At 56.8% G+C, this 13,500-nt stretch carries 22 protein-coding genes and 1 riboswitch; of the genes, 7 read left to right on the plus strand and 15 right to left on the minus strand.

Going from position 1 to position 13,500, the window contains the following annotated elements; genetic code table 11:
* Nucleotides 1–15 precede the first annotated feature (15 nt).
* A riboswitch (yybP-ykoY riboswitch) is annotated at nucleotides 16–202 on the plus strand.
* Between the two features lie 7 nt (nucleotides 203–209).
* Nucleotides 210–779: a manganese efflux pump MntP gene (gene mntP / locus H7A77_RS00800; RefSeq protein WP_025159822.1), complete on the plus strand. Its 570-nt coding sequence runs from the start codon at nucleotides 210–212 to the stop codon at nucleotides 777–779.
* 62 nt (nucleotides 780–841) lie between these two features.
* Here mntP and rlmA read toward each other — a convergent pair whose 3' ends face one another.
* Nucleotides 842–1,660: a 23S rRNA (guanine(745)-N(1))-methyltransferase gene (gene rlmA, locus H7A77_RS00805; protein WP_033643386.1), complete on the minus strand. Its 819-nt coding sequence runs from the start codon at nucleotides 1,658–1,660 to the stop codon at nucleotides 842–844.
* A 161-nt stretch (nucleotides 1,661–1,821) separates the two neighbouring features.
* On the opposite strand from rlmA, the gene pgeF reads away from it, so the two are divergent.
* Nucleotides 1,822–2,538: a peptidoglycan editing factor PgeF gene (gene pgeF, locus H7A77_RS00810; protein ID WP_033650929.1), complete on the plus strand. Its 717-nt coding sequence runs from the start codon at nucleotides 1,822–1,824 to the stop codon at nucleotides 2,536–2,538.
* 52 nt (nucleotides 2,539–2,590) lie between these two features.
* On the opposite strand, the gene cspE is transcribed toward pgeF, so the two are convergent.
* From cspE to H7A77_RS00825, 3 genes are all read right to left on the minus strand, one after another.
* Nucleotides 2,591–2,800 carry a transcription antiterminator/RNA stability regulator CspE gene (cspE, locus tag H7A77_RS00815; RefSeq protein ID WP_002221949.1) on the minus strand — a complete coding sequence of 70 codons (210 nt, stop codon included), beginning with the start codon at nucleotides 2,798–2,800 and terminating at the stop codon, nucleotides 2,591–2,593.
* 41 nt (nucleotides 2,801–2,841) lie between these two features.
* Nucleotides 2,842–2,958 carry a DUF2627 domain-containing protein gene (locus tag H7A77_RS00820; protein ID WP_002211058.1) on the minus strand — a complete coding sequence of 39 codons (117 nt, stop codon included), beginning with the start codon at nucleotides 2,956–2,958 and terminating at the stop codon, nucleotides 2,842–2,844.
* Between the two features lie 682 nt (nucleotides 2,959–3,640).
* Nucleotides 3,641–4,675: an MBL fold metallo-hydrolase gene (locus H7A77_RS00825; RefSeq protein ID WP_182073693.1), complete on the minus strand. Its 1,035-nt coding sequence runs from the start codon at nucleotides 4,673–4,675 to the stop codon at nucleotides 3,641–3,643.
* Nucleotides 4,676–4,896: 221 nt separating this feature from the next.
* Between H7A77_RS00825 and H7A77_RS00830 the strand changes: the two genes are divergently transcribed.
* Nucleotides 4,897–5,187: a hypothetical protein gene (locus tag H7A77_RS00830; RefSeq protein ID WP_033643389.1), complete on the plus strand. Its 291-nt coding sequence runs from the start codon at nucleotides 4,897–4,899 to the stop codon at nucleotides 5,185–5,187.
* A 40-nt stretch (nucleotides 5,188–5,227) separates the two neighbouring features.
* Here the strand turns inward: H7A77_RS00830 and H7A77_RS00835 are convergent, their stop codons facing one another.
* The 3 genes from H7A77_RS00835 to H7A77_RS00845 all read right to left on the minus strand — a co-directional run bounded on the left by H7A77_RS00835 (nucleotide 5,228) and on the right by H7A77_RS00845 (nucleotide 7,379).
* Nucleotides 5,228–6,589, minus strand: a complete 1,362-nt coding sequence (locus H7A77_RS00835) for an amino acid permease (protein WP_033643390.1) — start codon at nucleotides 6,587–6,589, stop codon at nucleotides 5,228–5,230.
* Between the two features lie 175 nt (nucleotides 6,590–6,764).
* Entirely contained in the window at nucleotides 6,765–7,001 is a 237-nt protein-coding gene (locus H7A77_RS00840; RefSeq protein WP_025303167.1) for a DUF4060 family protein, read from the minus strand.
* 75 nt (nucleotides 7,002–7,076) lie between these two features.
* The gene (locus H7A77_RS00845; RefSeq protein WP_033643391.1) at nucleotides 7,077–7,379 is read right to left on the minus strand and encodes a phage protein NinX family protein; all 303 of its coding nucleotides are present in this window, start codon (nucleotides 7,377–7,379) and stop codon (nucleotides 7,077–7,079) included.
* 169 nt (nucleotides 7,380–7,548) lie between these two features.
* Here H7A77_RS00845 and fos point away from each other — a divergent pair, with 169 nt between their 5' ends.
* On the plus strand, nucleotides 7,549–7,956 hold the full coding sequence (gene fos, locus H7A77_RS00850; RefSeq protein WP_123061756.1) for a fosfomycin resistance glutathione transferase: 408 nt from the start codon (nucleotides 7,549–7,551) through the stop codon (nucleotides 7,954–7,956).
* Nucleotides 7,957–7,994: 38 nt separating this feature from the next.
* Here fos and H7A77_RS00855 read toward each other — a convergent pair whose 3' ends face one another.
* Both H7A77_RS00855 and H7A77_RS00860 read right to left on the minus strand, forming a co-directional pair.
* The gene (locus tag H7A77_RS00855) at nucleotides 7,995–8,270 is read right to left on the minus strand and encodes a YebO family protein (protein ID WP_033643394.1); all 276 of its coding nucleotides are present in this window, start codon (nucleotides 8,268–8,270) and stop codon (nucleotides 7,995–7,997) included.
* A gap of 81 nt (nucleotides 8,271–8,351) precedes the next feature.
* Nucleotides 8,352–8,510 carry a PhoP/PhoQ regulator MgrB gene (locus H7A77_RS00860; RefSeq protein ID WP_004927688.1) on the minus strand — a complete coding sequence of 53 codons (159 nt, stop codon included), beginning with the start codon at nucleotides 8,508–8,510 and terminating at the stop codon, nucleotides 8,352–8,354.
* A gap of 161 nt (nucleotides 8,511–8,671) precedes the next feature.
* Between H7A77_RS00860 and H7A77_RS00865 the strand changes: the two genes are divergently transcribed.
* Nucleotides 8,672–8,905, plus strand: a complete 234-nt coding sequence (locus H7A77_RS00865; protein ID WP_033643398.1) for a YobH family protein — start codon at nucleotides 8,672–8,674, stop codon at nucleotides 8,903–8,905.
* A gap of 40 nt (nucleotides 8,906–8,945) precedes the next feature.
* Here H7A77_RS00865 and H7A77_RS00870 read toward each other — a convergent pair whose 3' ends face one another.
* Nucleotides 8,946–9,185 (minus strand): DUF2766 family protein, encoded by a 240-nt coding sequence (locus H7A77_RS00870; protein ID WP_033643399.1) that lies wholly within the window; start codon nucleotides 9,183–9,185, stop codon nucleotides 8,946–8,948.
* Nucleotides 9,186–9,373: 188 nt separating this feature from the next.
* Here H7A77_RS00870 and H7A77_RS00875 point away from each other — a divergent pair, with 188 nt between their 5' ends.
* Both H7A77_RS00875 and H7A77_RS00880 read left to right on the plus strand, forming a co-directional pair.
* The gene (locus H7A77_RS00875) at nucleotides 9,374–9,586 is read left to right on the plus strand and encodes a YccJ family protein (RefSeq protein ID WP_004927694.1); all 213 of its coding nucleotides are present in this window, start codon (nucleotides 9,374–9,376) and stop codon (nucleotides 9,584–9,586) included.
* A gap of 444 nt (nucleotides 9,587–10,030) precedes the next feature.
* Nucleotides 10,031–10,417: a helix-turn-helix domain-containing protein gene (locus tag H7A77_RS00880; protein WP_004927697.1), complete on the plus strand. Its 387-nt coding sequence runs from the start codon at nucleotides 10,031–10,033 to the stop codon at nucleotides 10,415–10,417.
* A 25-nt stretch (nucleotides 10,418–10,442) separates the two neighbouring features.
* Here H7A77_RS00880 and H7A77_RS00885 read toward each other — a convergent pair whose 3' ends face one another.
* The 5 genes from H7A77_RS00885 to lysM all read right to left on the minus strand — a co-directional run bounded on the left by H7A77_RS00885 (nucleotide 10,443) and on the right by lysM (nucleotide 13,325).
* Nucleotides 10,443–10,796 (minus strand): DUF1304 domain-containing protein, encoded by a 354-nt coding sequence (locus tag H7A77_RS00885; protein ID WP_108680929.1) that lies wholly within the window; start codon nucleotides 10,794–10,796, stop codon nucleotides 10,443–10,445.
* Between the two features lie 427 nt (nucleotides 10,797–11,223).
* A complete protein-coding gene (locus H7A77_RS00890; RefSeq protein ID WP_108680931.1) occupies nucleotides 11,224–12,165 on the minus strand; it encodes a pirin family protein in 942 nt (313 codons plus the stop codon).
* A 106-nt stretch (nucleotides 12,166–12,271) separates the two neighbouring features.
* Nucleotides 12,272–12,436, minus strand: a complete 165-nt coding sequence (locus H7A77_RS00895; protein WP_162837199.1) for a hypothetical protein — start codon at nucleotides 12,434–12,436, stop codon at nucleotides 12,272–12,274.
* A 23-nt stretch (nucleotides 12,437–12,459) separates the two neighbouring features.
* Entirely contained in the window at nucleotides 12,460–12,615 is a 156-nt protein-coding gene (locus H7A77_RS00900; protein ID WP_162882310.1) for a hypothetical protein, read from the minus strand.
* 263 nt (nucleotides 12,616–12,878) lie between these two features.
* A complete protein-coding gene (gene lysM, locus H7A77_RS00905; protein ID WP_015378169.1) occupies nucleotides 12,879–13,325 on the minus strand; it encodes a peptidoglycan-binding protein LysM in 447 nt (148 codons plus the stop codon).
* Nucleotides 13,326–13,500: the final 175 nt, after the last annotated feature.

Consider the following 13,500-nt stretch of genomic DNA (forward strand, 5'->3'; position numbering starts at 1 on the left):
ATAATATGGTATGGTTGCGCCGTCATTGGGGAGTAGCCGGTTTCTGGAGAATAAAAACCAGAAACGCCCGTATCAACATACTCGTTTCGCCGTATGAAACGTGGTGCGGGCAGCCAGGTAAGGTTGGCGAGACCATAGACACGTAACTCCGTCGTTTGGTTGGGGGTGGGTTACGTGTATATGGAGCCACCCGGCCGAGGCTATTTCACATGAACCTTTCAGCAACGCTTATTCTCGCTTTCGGCATGTCCATGGATGCTTTCGCCGCTTCAATCGGCAAAGGCGCCAGCCTGCATCAACCCCGTTTTCGCGAAGCGATCCGCACCGGCCTGATCTTCGGCGTGGTGGAAGCGATCACCCCGCTCATCGGTTGGGCCATCGGCCTGTTCGCCAGCCAATACATCATGGAATGGGACCACTGGGTCGCCTTCTCGCTGCTATTCATTCTCGGCATGCGCATGATCGTCGAAGGGGTGCGCAACAGGCCCGACGAAGAAGAGAAGGTCAAACGCCATGGTTTCTGGTTATTGGTCGCCACCGCCATCGCCACCAGCCTCGACGCCATGGCGATCGGCGTCGGCCTGGCCTTCCTGCAGGTGAATATCGTGCACACCGCGATGGCCATCGGCTGCGCCACCATGATCATGGCGACGCTGGGCATGATGATCGGCCGCTTTATCGGCCCGCTGCTCGGCAAACGCGCCGAGATCCTCGGCGGCGTGGTGCTGATAGGTATTGGCGTCAACATCCTGCTGGAACACCTCGGCTACCTGGCCTGAGGCGACCGAACTGCAAAAAAAACCTGCCGCGGCAGGTTTTTTTGTTTCTGGACGCGCGCCTTTTAAGCGCGACGTCGGTACAGCGCCAGGACGAAATCCGTCTCGCACACAAACTCCCCGCCTTCGGCCAACCGCTGTTGCACCTCCGGCGTGGCGCGCCAGGCGAACGGCGTCATCTGCAGCAGGTTGGCGGCCTGCGCGCCCGGCAAGGTCATCGTATAGGCCAGCGCCTCTTTGCGCTCGCAGTCGAACCCATCGAACTGTTCGTCCTGTTCGGCATGCAGCTGCACCTGCTGGTACACCCGCTCTTTCAGCTGGTACAGATGACGCGGGCCCGGCGAAACCGTCACTACCACGCCGCCCGGCTTCACCACCCGCGCCAGCTCCTGCGCCTTGCAAGGGGCGTAGATGCGCAAGACCGCATCCAAGGCCCCGTCGGCGAACGGCAAACGGTGGCTGGAGGCGACGCAGAACGAGACCGCCGGATAACGTTTGGCGGCATAACGGATCGCCACCTTCGCGACGTCCAGCCCATAGACCGCCATATTGCGCCCCTGGGCCAGCCGTGAGGCCACGGCGGCGGTGTAATACCCTTCCCCACAGCCTATGTCCAATAACGCGCCAGCATCGGCCGCCAGCGCCACATCCAGCCACTCGGCCACCTGCGCTTGCAGCGGCTGATAATACCCACCGTCGAGAAACGCGCGCCGCGCCTGCATCATTTCCGCGCTGTCTCCCGGCTGTTTCGATCGCTTGTGCTGTACCGGCAGCAGATTGACGTAGCCCTCTTTGGCCTGATCGAACTGATGATTGCTGTCGCAACGCCATTGTTGAGACGAAAAATGCAGCGGCTGATGACACAGGGGACATTGATAAGACATGAATGGGCTTCCAGAGAGACAGGGCGCGGCTAGTCTAAAGAAGGCGCCGGTTTGATGCAAGGCGCATCCCCGCTCGCTTTCATCGCCAACAACACCTGGCCAAGCGGGGAAAAAGCTGGCTACACTGAGAGTCTGTTTTCTCACGCAGGTGAAAATAATTTATGAGCGATCGTTCCGCGCTGCTCGATGCGGTGCCCCACATTCAGCACGGCTTCGGCAGCAAACTCGCGCTGCTGCCGGGGCATCTGCTGCCCTACAGCGCCACATTGCCGGAAAAGAAGCAGGTGCATGGCACCCGCATCGTCGATGTGCTGCAACCGGCGCAGGCGTGCGGTGAGGCCGATGGCTTCTACACGCGCCAGCCCGGCATTCTGCTCAGCGTGCTGACGGCGGATTGCCTGCCGGTGCTGTTCAGCCGTCGTGACGGCGGCGCCATCGCGGCGGTGCACGCCGGCTGGCGCGGGTTGCTGGACGGTATTCTGGAACAGATGGCGGCCCGCATTCGCCAGGACGGCGACACCGCCGATTGGGTGGCCTCCATCGGCCCCGCCGCCGGCCCGTGCTGTTACGAAGTTGACGAAGCGCTGGTGGAAAACTTTAAACAGCGTCTGCCGCTGCCCGCTACGCTGATCAGCCCGCACTATCGGCATCTGGATCTGGCCGCGATCGCCGAATACAAGCTGACGACGCTCGGCTTCGCCGCCGTTGACCGCTCAGGCAGTTGCACTATCTGCACACCGGACGTCGATCCGCAGCGGCCGCAGCGCTTCAAATACACCAGCTATCGCCGCAACAGCCATCGGCGCGCGCAGGATCCGACGCATCCGGGCATTAAAGGCCGCAACCAGTACGCCGGCATCGTCATCGTCGCCGAATGACGGAAACGAAAAAGCCCGCGCGAAGGCGGGCTTTTTGTACAGCTGACGCTGATTAGATAGCAGTAACGTTTACTGCAGATGGGCCTTTCTGGCCATCTTGGATTTCGAACTCAACGTTCTGGCCTTCAGCCAGGGTTTTGAAGCCGTTACCCTGGATTGCAGAGAAGTGTACGAACACGTCTTTGCTGCCGTCAGCCGGGGTGATGAAACCGAAACCTTTAGACTCGTTGAACCACTTAACTTGACCTTTGATCTTTGCCATCTTGAGTATTTCCTTTGGATTGTTTAAACCGCCCGTAGGCGTTACATAGACAAACTAGAGTCGTTACTGCTTGAGGCACTAAGATAAGGATCGGCAGAGAAGCGGTATTCAACGCTAACGTCTTTACTCAGAACTTCTTTACTGAAAATGCCACACATATACAGAACTGTACCTCGTTTTACCCAGATGCGTTATCACATACTCTGTATGCGATGGCAAGCCATTTTTAATCACTGAACGACATGTCGCACATATTTGAAACGGTCGAGAGCCACATTTGCTTAAATAGGCCAAAAGATGTTGAAGCATCGGCTATTTTCTGCTTGCCAAAATCACTGCGCCAGACCCCGCATTCTGCTGGCGTTTTAACAAAACTTTCATCGTATTGACGCCTATCTGTCTCATCATTTCCGCTTTTTTGCCGCTTATAGCGTTAAAAAATTTGAATCTTTATGGAATTTGATATGCAACATTTGAATATCGATGAACGGGGGCCAATTTATTCATCGCTCCTCCGACCATTTACCGCCGGAAAGCCCATTCATCATCGGCTTTCAGCCCTGCCGCCAAACGGCGCGGGCGAGCACGGCGAACGGGCCAGCGGTGACGCATCCGCCCTGCACAACGGATGCATAAACATGCAAAGCGCCGACACCTCTCCCGCTTGCCGGTGGGTTCATCATAAATAATCCGAATATCATTAACCTCAATAGCCGGAATAGTCTTATCAATAACGAAAGTTCAACGTTGAATTAAATCCTGAAAACAAGGGGGTTATTTGAATCACCACCCGCGCTTATCAATTCGGCTAATTACAGCCGCGCTTTCAAACCGTTGGTTTTATTCATCCCGCAGCGCCGCCGGGTGATGAGGTAACGCAGACGGTGAGTCCTGCAACGCGATGCGCTCACCAATCTTCAACGGATGGAATTGATGCTGCTCCAGCCCCGCTTCACTCAACGCCAGGTTCAACTGCTGCGGCGGCTCGTCCAGCGATTCATCCGCCAATTCGAACACCCCCCAATGAATGGGAATGGCGCGCGGCTGATTCAGTTGACGGTACAGCGTCACCGACTGCTGCGGATCCATATGCTGCTCCTGCATAAACCAGCGCGGCGCATAGGCGCCGATGGGCAGCGCCGCCACGTCGAACGGCCCCAGCCGTTGACCGATCTCCGCCAACCGTTCCGAATAGCCGCTGTCGCCGGAAAAATAAAACCGCAGCGCCGGATGGTGGATCACCCAGCCGCACCACAGCGAGCGATTGCGATCCCACAGCGTGCGCATGCTCCAGTGCCGCGCCGGCGTGGCGTAGACCGTCAGCTCGCCCAACGGCAGACTCTGCCACCAGTCCAGCTCATGCACCTTCAGCCGATAACGGCGGAACCAGCGCTTCAAGCCGAGCGGCACGATGAACTCGGCCTGAGGGAAACGCCGCGCCAATTGCCGCACCGTGCGCCTGTCAAGGTGATCATAATGGTTATGGGAGATCAGCACCGCATCCACCGCCGGCAGTTGCTCCACCGCCAGCGGCGGCGGCGTTCTGCGCTTCGGGCCGTAAAAGCTCAGCGGCGATGCGCGTTGGGACAACACCGGATCGATCAGGATATAGCGCCCGCTCAACCGCAGCAGCATCGAGGCATGCCCCAACCACCAGACGCTGTCGCCACTGCCGCTGAGATCGGCCGGCTGCCACCAGCGTTCGGTAAATTGCGCGTAGCCCTGCTGCGGCGGCTTGGGCAACCCCTGGCGCTTGCGCTCATCTTGCCAACGTTGAAGATCCCCCTCCTGACGCCGCGAAGGTTCCGGGTTGCGAAATCCCTCCGGCGTGTGATGCGCCTTGGCCGCGTCGTAATAACGGTTGATTCTTTTCATCCAGCGTCTTCTCCCGACCCTCAGCGCCCTGCACGGGCATGACTTTCAGTGTAACAAACCCGATGAAGCTCGCACTTCGTCAGCCGTGCGCTGCATTGAGGGAGCTTTTGCCGTATGCTGTTGTCTCACTTCGGTGAGACAGCCAGGGCCGCCAAGAGCCCGTTAAGACTCTCTTAAGAACTTTGTGATTGACTTGTAGGGCATACAGAAAAGGAGAAGTTATGAGTCGTTCGACATCCCGCAAATCAGGCGCAGGCCTGGGGCGCCGTATTCGCAGCGCGCTGCTGGCGCAGAAGCAATACTGGAAAATGTATTTCGCCATGAAGCTGCGCCGCGTGCGCGTGCCTGCACCGCTGGTGCTGCTTGGCGGTTCGCTGCTCGGGTTCTTCATGCTGACCCTGCTGATGCTCAGCGTGGTGACCATCGACGTCATCAGCACCCTGCTGCTGCTGTGCCGGAAACTGCTGGGACGGGGTGACGGTGAGGGGCGCGCCTTTATGCCGCGCAGCTGACGAGAAGAGCGCGGAGGCGCAATACGCCTCCGCGCGCAGATTAACGCTTGGCGCCTTTGCGGCGCGTCAGCATGAATCCGCCCCACAGTACTGCAACCCACACCGGCATTAACAGCACCGAAATGCGGATCCCTTCGCTGAAATACATAATCACCAAAATCAGGCCGAGGAACGCCAGGCACAGATAGTTGCCGAACGGATACCACAGCGCCTTAAAGCTCGGAATGACGCCCTGACGGTTCTTCGCCGCACGGAATTTCAGGTGCGCCAGGCAGATCATCACCCAGTTGATCACCAGGGTGGACACCACCAGCGCCATCAGCAGCTCAAACGCCTTGCCGGGCATCAGATAGTTGATCAGCACGCCGATCGAGGTAATCAGCGCCGACAGCGCGATGGACAGCACCGGCACGCCGCGCTTGTTGACGCGCGTCAGCGCTTTCGGCGCATTGCCCTGGCTGGCCAGCCCGAACAACATGCGGCTGTTGGCATAAACGCCGCTGTTGTAGACCGACAATGCGGCGGTCAGCACCACCACGTTGAGCACCGTCGCCACCAGATTGCTGTTCAGCGCATGGAAGATCAGCACGAACGGGCTGCCGCCCTCCACCACTTGCCCCCACGGATAAAGCGAGAGCAGTACGGTCAGCGAACCGATATAGAAAATCAGAATACGGTACACCACCTGATTGGTCGCTTTAGGAATGCTGCGACGCGGATCGGCGGCTTCCGCCGCGGTGATGCCCACCATCTCCAGCCCGCCGAACGAGAACATGATCACCGCCATCGCCATCACCAGCCCCGAGAAGCCGTGCGGCATAAAGCCGCCCTGCTGCCACAGGTTGGTGATGCTGGCCTGTGGCCCGCCGTTGCCGCTGGCCAACAGCCAGGCGCCAAACACGATCATGCCGACAATCGCCACCACCTTGATGATGGCGAACCAAAACTCGGTTTCGCCGTACAGGCGCACGTTCACCAGGTTGATCAGATTGATCAACACAAAGAACAGCGCGGCGGACGCCCAGGTGGGGATCTCTGGCCACCAGTACTGAATGTAGATGCCGACGGCGGTCAATTCCGCCATGCCGACCAGAATGAACATCGCCCAGTAGTTCCAGCCGGAAAGGAAGCCGGCGAAATCACCCCAATATTTATAGGCAAAGTGACTGAAAGATCCGGCGACCGGCTCCTCCACCACCATTTCGCCCAGCTGGCGCATGATCAAAAACGCGATAAAACCGCCGATGGCGTAGCCCAACAGCACGGCGGGGCCGGCCATTTTAATGGTTTGCGCAATGCCGAGAAATAAACCGGTGCCGATGGCGCCCCCGAGGGCAATAAGCTGTATGTGTCTGTTTTTTAATCCGCGTTTTAGCGGGGTATCCTGATGCTGACCGCCCATCTTATCCTCATATGGCGTACCTCCTTGCCGTTATCGGCCAAGATTTCACCAATCAATAAATGTATCTGCGGGCGGCTTTTTAACACTTAACCCCGTGAGCATCAAGGAGTAGCGCCCCGAGACGGCAGACCGGAGCGCGATTTTTTAACCGAGGGAGAGCGGGTAACGGCGGCGTTCAGCCAGGCATACCGCACAGTTTGGTCAGGTTGCGCGCGCCGATCATCAGCGTGGCGACATAAGATTGGCGACGCGTAACCACTTCCACCGCCACGCGATCGTTTTGATATTTTATCAGATAGGTCGAGGGCCAGCCCTGACGGCGCTGGCCGAAGCTTTCGGCATGACGATCGATCGCCGCATGGGCAATCACCAGATGAGACAAGTTTTTATCACCTTTGATAATGCGCTTCATAAACAGCCTCCGCCAACGACAGCTCTGTTATTAGAAAAAGGAGAAACTCTTACCAATCACCGGTATTTTTGCGAATCAGTTAGCCTGTCGGCTCATCAGAAAACAGATCATCGCCGCGCGCAGCGGGCTGGCGCTGTCGGCCTGCCATTCACCGCCCTGGGTGCTCATGCGCGCCTGCCACTGTGGGCTGTCGCTGTGGTTGTCGGGGTTCAGACTGATTTTGTTGGCGCAAATGATCGGCCAGGCGTCGGAGGGATTCTTGCAGTAATCTTTACCTTTCACGCCGCCGTAGGGATACCACTTGTCCGGGTTCTCCCCGGTCAGCAGCGCAATGCTGCGGTTCACTTCGGCATCGCTTTCTTCGTACCATTTAATCATCGGCTTTATCCATCTTTTGTAAGGTTCGCGCTACATTACGATGTCTGTAAGACAGTTTTATGACAGCGTCGCCGGTTTTCACATTATCTGCACTAATGTTTCGCCCCCTTTAACTTTTCTCCCCTTCTGCGTACACTTTTCGTCTGTTTAGCGCCCAGGAAACGCACGCATGTTGACCGGCCTCAACCACCTGACGCTCGCCGTCAGCGATCTCGATCGCAGCTTCGATTTTTACCGTCATCTGTTGGGGTTTACCCCTCACGCCCGCTGGCAAGGCGGCGCCTATCTGTCGTTGGGGGCGTTGTGGCTGTGCCTGTCATTGGATGAGGCCCGCACGCAACCACGGGCGCGTGATTACACCCATTACGCCTTCAGCGTCGCGCCGGAACACATTGAACGGGTCAGGGAGCGGCTGCGCCAGAGCGGCGCAGAAGAGTGGAAAAGCAATCGCAGCGAGGGCGAGTCGCTCTATTTTCTCGATCCTGATGGGCATCAGTTGGAGATCCATGCCGGCGATCTGGCCAGCCGCCTGGCGGCATGCCGGGAAAAACCGTATCAGGGCATGGTATTTTACTGAAGCGCCCCAGCGGCGCAGCGCCGGCCGGAGCAAGGTGTTCAACGTTCGGGGATAAAACCTTTAAAATCCAGCGCGGGGCTGAGATCGTCGTCATCAGCATCGCCGCCGTCGGCGCGAGCGCTGTGCGCCAAACGCTTCAACAGCGCCGTTTGTTGACGTTGCTGCTCGGCAATTTCCTGCAGCAGGCGAATCTGCTCGTTGGCGCGCACGCTGGCGCGGTTCACCAGGAACCAAACCCAGAGCCCCACCAGCAACGCCACGGCGGCGAGAGCCAACGACAACAGGCCGTTCTGGCCAAAACCTAAATCGTACATGGACAACCCTATCTACTGCGAAATTCAGGCCGCCATCTTAACACTCGCGGCGGCCGGGCGAACATCCCTGCCAAAAATTGCTTACCAGGGTACGAAGCGCGTCACCGAACAGATGCCCAGCGCAAAATTTCCACCATCGTCGCAATAACTGTCCAGCGCCAACAGGTAGAAAAACAGGCAGGCAGCGACGGCCGTCATTATCACGAGGATTTTTTTTCGCAACAAATTTAGCAGCCTCATTGTTATCAGGATGGTCTATCGCGCATGTTATCACAGCAAAGTTAAACGAAGTTTAACTTGTCGTTTAGATTTCTGGCTATCGTCCGGTTTTCAGACTGTTACCCTTGCCCTCGCGCTGGCGCCGTGGCTAGATGAACCCTCAGGGATAACGAGGAAACGCAATGAGCAGACTGATTAAGTGGGTACTGGTATTGGCGGTCATTTACGGCGGCTTTTTGATCTCGGGCTACGGCGTGCTGATCGGCAGCAACAAGAACGTCGGCGGATTGGGATTGCAGTGCAAATACCTGACGGCGCGCAACGTGGCGATCGCCCAGTACGTCAATGGCGACAACGGTTTCATCGGCGTGACCGACTGCCCGCTGTTCAAGAAAATCGAAACGGTGGTGGATTAACCGCCACCGCCCGACGCCGTCGCTCTGCGGCGGCTCCGCCTCAATCGCGGGTAAACTTCAACTCGATCAGCGCAATCGCCTTGTCAATCGCTCTGCGGGTCACCGGATCGGCGCCGGCGGGATGCGTGGAGAAATCGATGCTTTTGAGCTGGCCCGCCATCTTGTCGCGCACTTCGGTCGGCGCAATCACGTCGATAACGTCCAGAATCTGTTTAATGACCAGTTGGCAAGCGACCAGATCGGAAGCCAATTCCTGCTCATTGCTCAGCATGTCAGACATAATAACTTTCCCTCTTGATTCAAACGCCGCACAGAATAGCATGCCGCCTGCGCCATTGCCCGCCCTCCCCGCCTTTTTCCCCATTCTGCGCACCGCCGGGCAAAAGCCCGCGGCAGATTAGCCTATACTTGCAGCATGACGGTGATAAAAACATCCGTAACCTAAGCCACAACCAACAGGAGATAGTTATGGCGAATCACAATGTGAAATCCTGGGCAACAGTGCGTGAAACTTCGGTGGAAATTGCCGAAGCTATTTTTGAACTGGCAGGGAACGATGAAGTGTTGGCGCAGAAGATCTGGGAAGAAGGCAGCGATGAAGCGCTGGAAAAGGCTTTTGCCAAAACCACCGCCGACCAGCTTTATTGGGGAGAGGAAACCGTCGAGCGTAAAAACGTTTAAGCCACCAGGCAACAAAAAGCCCGGGTTTCTGGCCCAGGCTTTCCCGATCAGCGCTCACCCCGCTCAGCGGCGTGCATCTCTGCTTGCTCTCACGGTTCTTCACCTCCCACACCTTCCGCATTTTTCATGCTCATCACCGGCGTCGCCATAAAAGCGCCGACGCCCACGATTACAACCAGAGTAATAATCACTGTCATTAACATGCGATCACCCCATCAACGTTGAGTTGTTACGGCTGACTCTGTTTTGGCGGTTCTTGCTGCGGTCTGCTCCGCGTCACCCACCGCGGCGGCGACAGTCTCAGATTAGCCGTTTTTCCTTTCGGCTGACAAGCGGCGGTTCAACGGTTTTTCCGAATCATGCCCCGTCATCGGCGGCGTTTTTTGTCCGCGGCGGCAAGTTGTGTATACTTCACCGCTATGTAGATCTCACACTGACGCACTGATGATACAAGAACACCATCTCTCATTGGTCTGCGCCCTCAGCAAATGGGTCGAAACTCACCTCGGACGAGTGATCCATCTCGAAGAGCTGGCCGAGTACTCCGGCTACTCGCTGTGGCACATGCAGAAGCTGTTCAAAGAAGCGACAGGGATTTCGCTGGGCAAATACATTCGTGAACGCCGTCTGGCCGGCGCGGTCTATCAACTGCGCAGCAGTGAAGCGTCGATTTTCGATATCGCCCTGGACTTTGGCTTCGGCTCACAGTCCCACTTCACCTACATGTTCAGAAAGCGTTTTAATATCACGCCTTACGATTTCCGCCAGGATCTGAGCGTCGATCTGCACATCGATCCGCCGCTGCACGTCATTCATCAAAAATCCGCCTGATTTTCGCCCGCCGTCAACCGGCGGGTTAACGCGCGCCCCAGACCGCCAGCAGCGCGATCGCGGCCGGCAACGCCTGCACCCACAGGATCTTGCGGCTGGCGGTCAGCCCGCCGAACACGCCGGCCGTCAGCACGCAGCCGAGAAAGAACAGCTGCAGCGCCACATCTTCACGCCAATAGCCCCATACCAGGCCCAGCGCCAGAAAACCGTTGTACAGCCCCTGGTTGGCGGCCAAGACTCGCGTGGCCGCGGCGAACTCCGCCGTCGTCCCGAATGCTCGCCTGCCGATCGGCGCGCGCCACAGGAACATTTCCAATACCAGGATATAAAGGTGGAGCGCCGCGATAAGCAGCAGAGCAATGTCGGCAAAGAGCTTCATGATTATCCAAATAGCGGAATGGGGATGCCGTCAAGTATAAGTGATGAGTGAATATCGCTCACCATCCAAGATAAAAAAACCCGCCGAAGCGGGTTTATGCAGGAGTCATTTTTTGAGGTTAGTGTAATACGGCAACCAACAATGCCGCGACAGAGACCCAAAACAGCGCCGTGGCAACCACGACATGGGACAGTCTTGCTCGATAAAGAACCTGGCTCATAATGACCTCACTGACATCAGACTAACGGGAGACAACCTGACTTCCTGAGGATTATCCTAATCTTCTTCCGTTTATCATTATATGCGTCAGATCACTATTTCGTTGAGAAACTTTATATTGTCGTGAAGCTGGAGCCGCGATCACATTTATTGCGCGTTATTAGAGCGAAATAAGTCGAATAATCTCGGCGATTATATCCTAACGCTATCAAACTTCGCTCCACGGCAGGCGTGGCGCGGCCATGCGCTCACCGGAATAACCGCTGACCGCCGGAAAACGATCCGTTTCCTGCTCCCAATCGCGCTGAGCCTGAATAATTTCCGCTTTGGTATGGCCAACGAAGTTCCACCAGATAAGGATCTCTTCATTTAACGGCGCTCCACCGATTAATAATCCCCGGCTGCCCTTCTCTGCATTTAACTCAATAGAGTTATTACCTATGCCTAAATAGGCGAATGCGTCAGGTGAAAATGTTTCACCATTAAGTTCAAATGCACCAATTAGGGGCAAAAAGCCGATTTCATAATCATCGCGCAGCGGCAATTGCGCCGTCGCCGCCTCTTGCCATTCCATATCAATGGCGATTAATGGCGAAAGAGTAAACACCGGTGAACGATAAGCGCCAAATTCCCCGACCAGCAAACGGTGATTCACGCCGTTATTCCGCCACTGCGGCAAATCGGGATAATGATCGAATCGCGGCGCCATGTCGGCATATTCGGCCGGCAACGCAATCCACAATTGTGCGGCGTGCAGTCGTCGGTCCTCGCCCACCGACTGTTCCGTATGCGCGATGCCGTGCCCTGCGGTCATCAGATTGACCTGCCCCGGACGGATCAACTGTTCGCTGCCGAGGCTATCGCGGTGCAGCACCTCACCCTCGATCATCCAGGTAAAGGTTTGCAGACCGGTGTGCGGATGCGGCCCTACGTCCATGCCGGGCGCGGTGCCGTTGAATACCGTCGGGCCGGCGTGATCGAGAAAACACCAGGCGCCGACGGTGCGCCGCTCCCGGGTTGGCAACGCGCGGTTGATAGGAATGCCGCCCACTTCAGCATTGCGCACGGCAATGCGCTGGATCTGGCGCGCGCCGTCAACGACAGGGCACTCGCGTGAGGGTGAAAAGCGCGCAGGATGTGACTGACTCATCGCAAAGACCTCCTGAATGGCGCCGATTCGCCAAGGATAATCGCCCCAGCTTAGCACAGGACAACGCCCCCTGGAGAGCGACGACGCTCAGCCGCGCTCACGCGGATTAAGGTGTTTTGATGTAGCAGCTTTTAATATCGATATCGTCGTGGGCATGCCTGAGATCGGAGAAATAAGTCACTCCGAAGAGAATCGACACGACCAGCAGTACAGAAACCAACAGGCCGATAATCGCCAACAGTTTGGTTTCATCGTGGAGATTGGGCTCCATTTTCTCTCCCCTAGTTAATGACGTCAGGTCAGCCACAGCGTGACCGCCAACGTAAAAATGATCAGTGAGCAGGACGCAATCGCCAAAACGACGATCGCAAATTGCGCATCACCCAAGGTTTCTCTGTAGTTTTTATCCGTCAAGGCGTTACGCTGCTGTTTCACTAAATCGGCTTTCACTCGTTCAACTGCTGCATTGCTGTTTGATGGGGCAAGACACCCCCTCAGAATGGGGGAGCGAAATCCCCCTTCGGCTGCTCAGTCCGCAACCGGGCCATGACGCTACCAACTTTCCCCCCCAGGGTCAACACCGCCGCCGCGGGCCGGCGAGCGCAGGCACACGGTATGTGTAACTTTTATTTAGAGGGAAGGGAAATAAGAGATGCTTATAGCGGAGGCAAAAAAAAGCCCGGCACATCGCCGGGCCAGGGGAGACAGAAGCGTTATTGCGGGATACGCAGCACCTGTCCCGGATAGATCTTGTCCGGGCTCGACAGCATCGGCTTGTTGGCTTCGAAAATTTTGTTGTAGAGATTGGCGTTACCGTACATCTCTTTGGAGATTGCGCTCAGCGTATCGCCCTTCTTCACGGTATAGAAGCGGCTCTCGGCGTCGGATTGCGCTACCGCCACCTTGTCTTCCACACCGCTGATGCCCGCTACGTTGCCAATCGCCACCAGAATCTTCTCTTTCAGCTCCTGGCTGACGGCATCGCCGGTCACCACCGCTTTCCCATCGACCACCTGCACATTGACTTTGTCGGTGCCCGGCAGGCCGCTCTTATCGAGATGCTCCTTGAGTTTGGCGCTTTGATCTTCGGCGGAGGCATTGCCGGTGACTGTGTCCCACAGTTTTTCGCCCGCTTCTTTGACAAAGTTAAACAAGCCCATATTCACTCCTTTTGATGGTTGCACTAATGCGTTGATGTAAGGCTTGTTAAGCTTAGCATCGTCAAAAGGATCTGCCATCCGCTCTCGCCCCCAGAAACGGCTGGAGAATTCCGAAAGTGCCGTCTGCGGCGCCTCATTGGCGTTTTATCGCGCAATGATGCTGAAAAATCGCGCT

The organism is Serratia sp. ME47, assembly GCF_903970925.1.
Classification (GTDB): Bacteria; Pseudomonadota; Gammaproteobacteria; order Enterobacterales; family Enterobacteriaceae; genus Serratia; species Serratia ureilytica.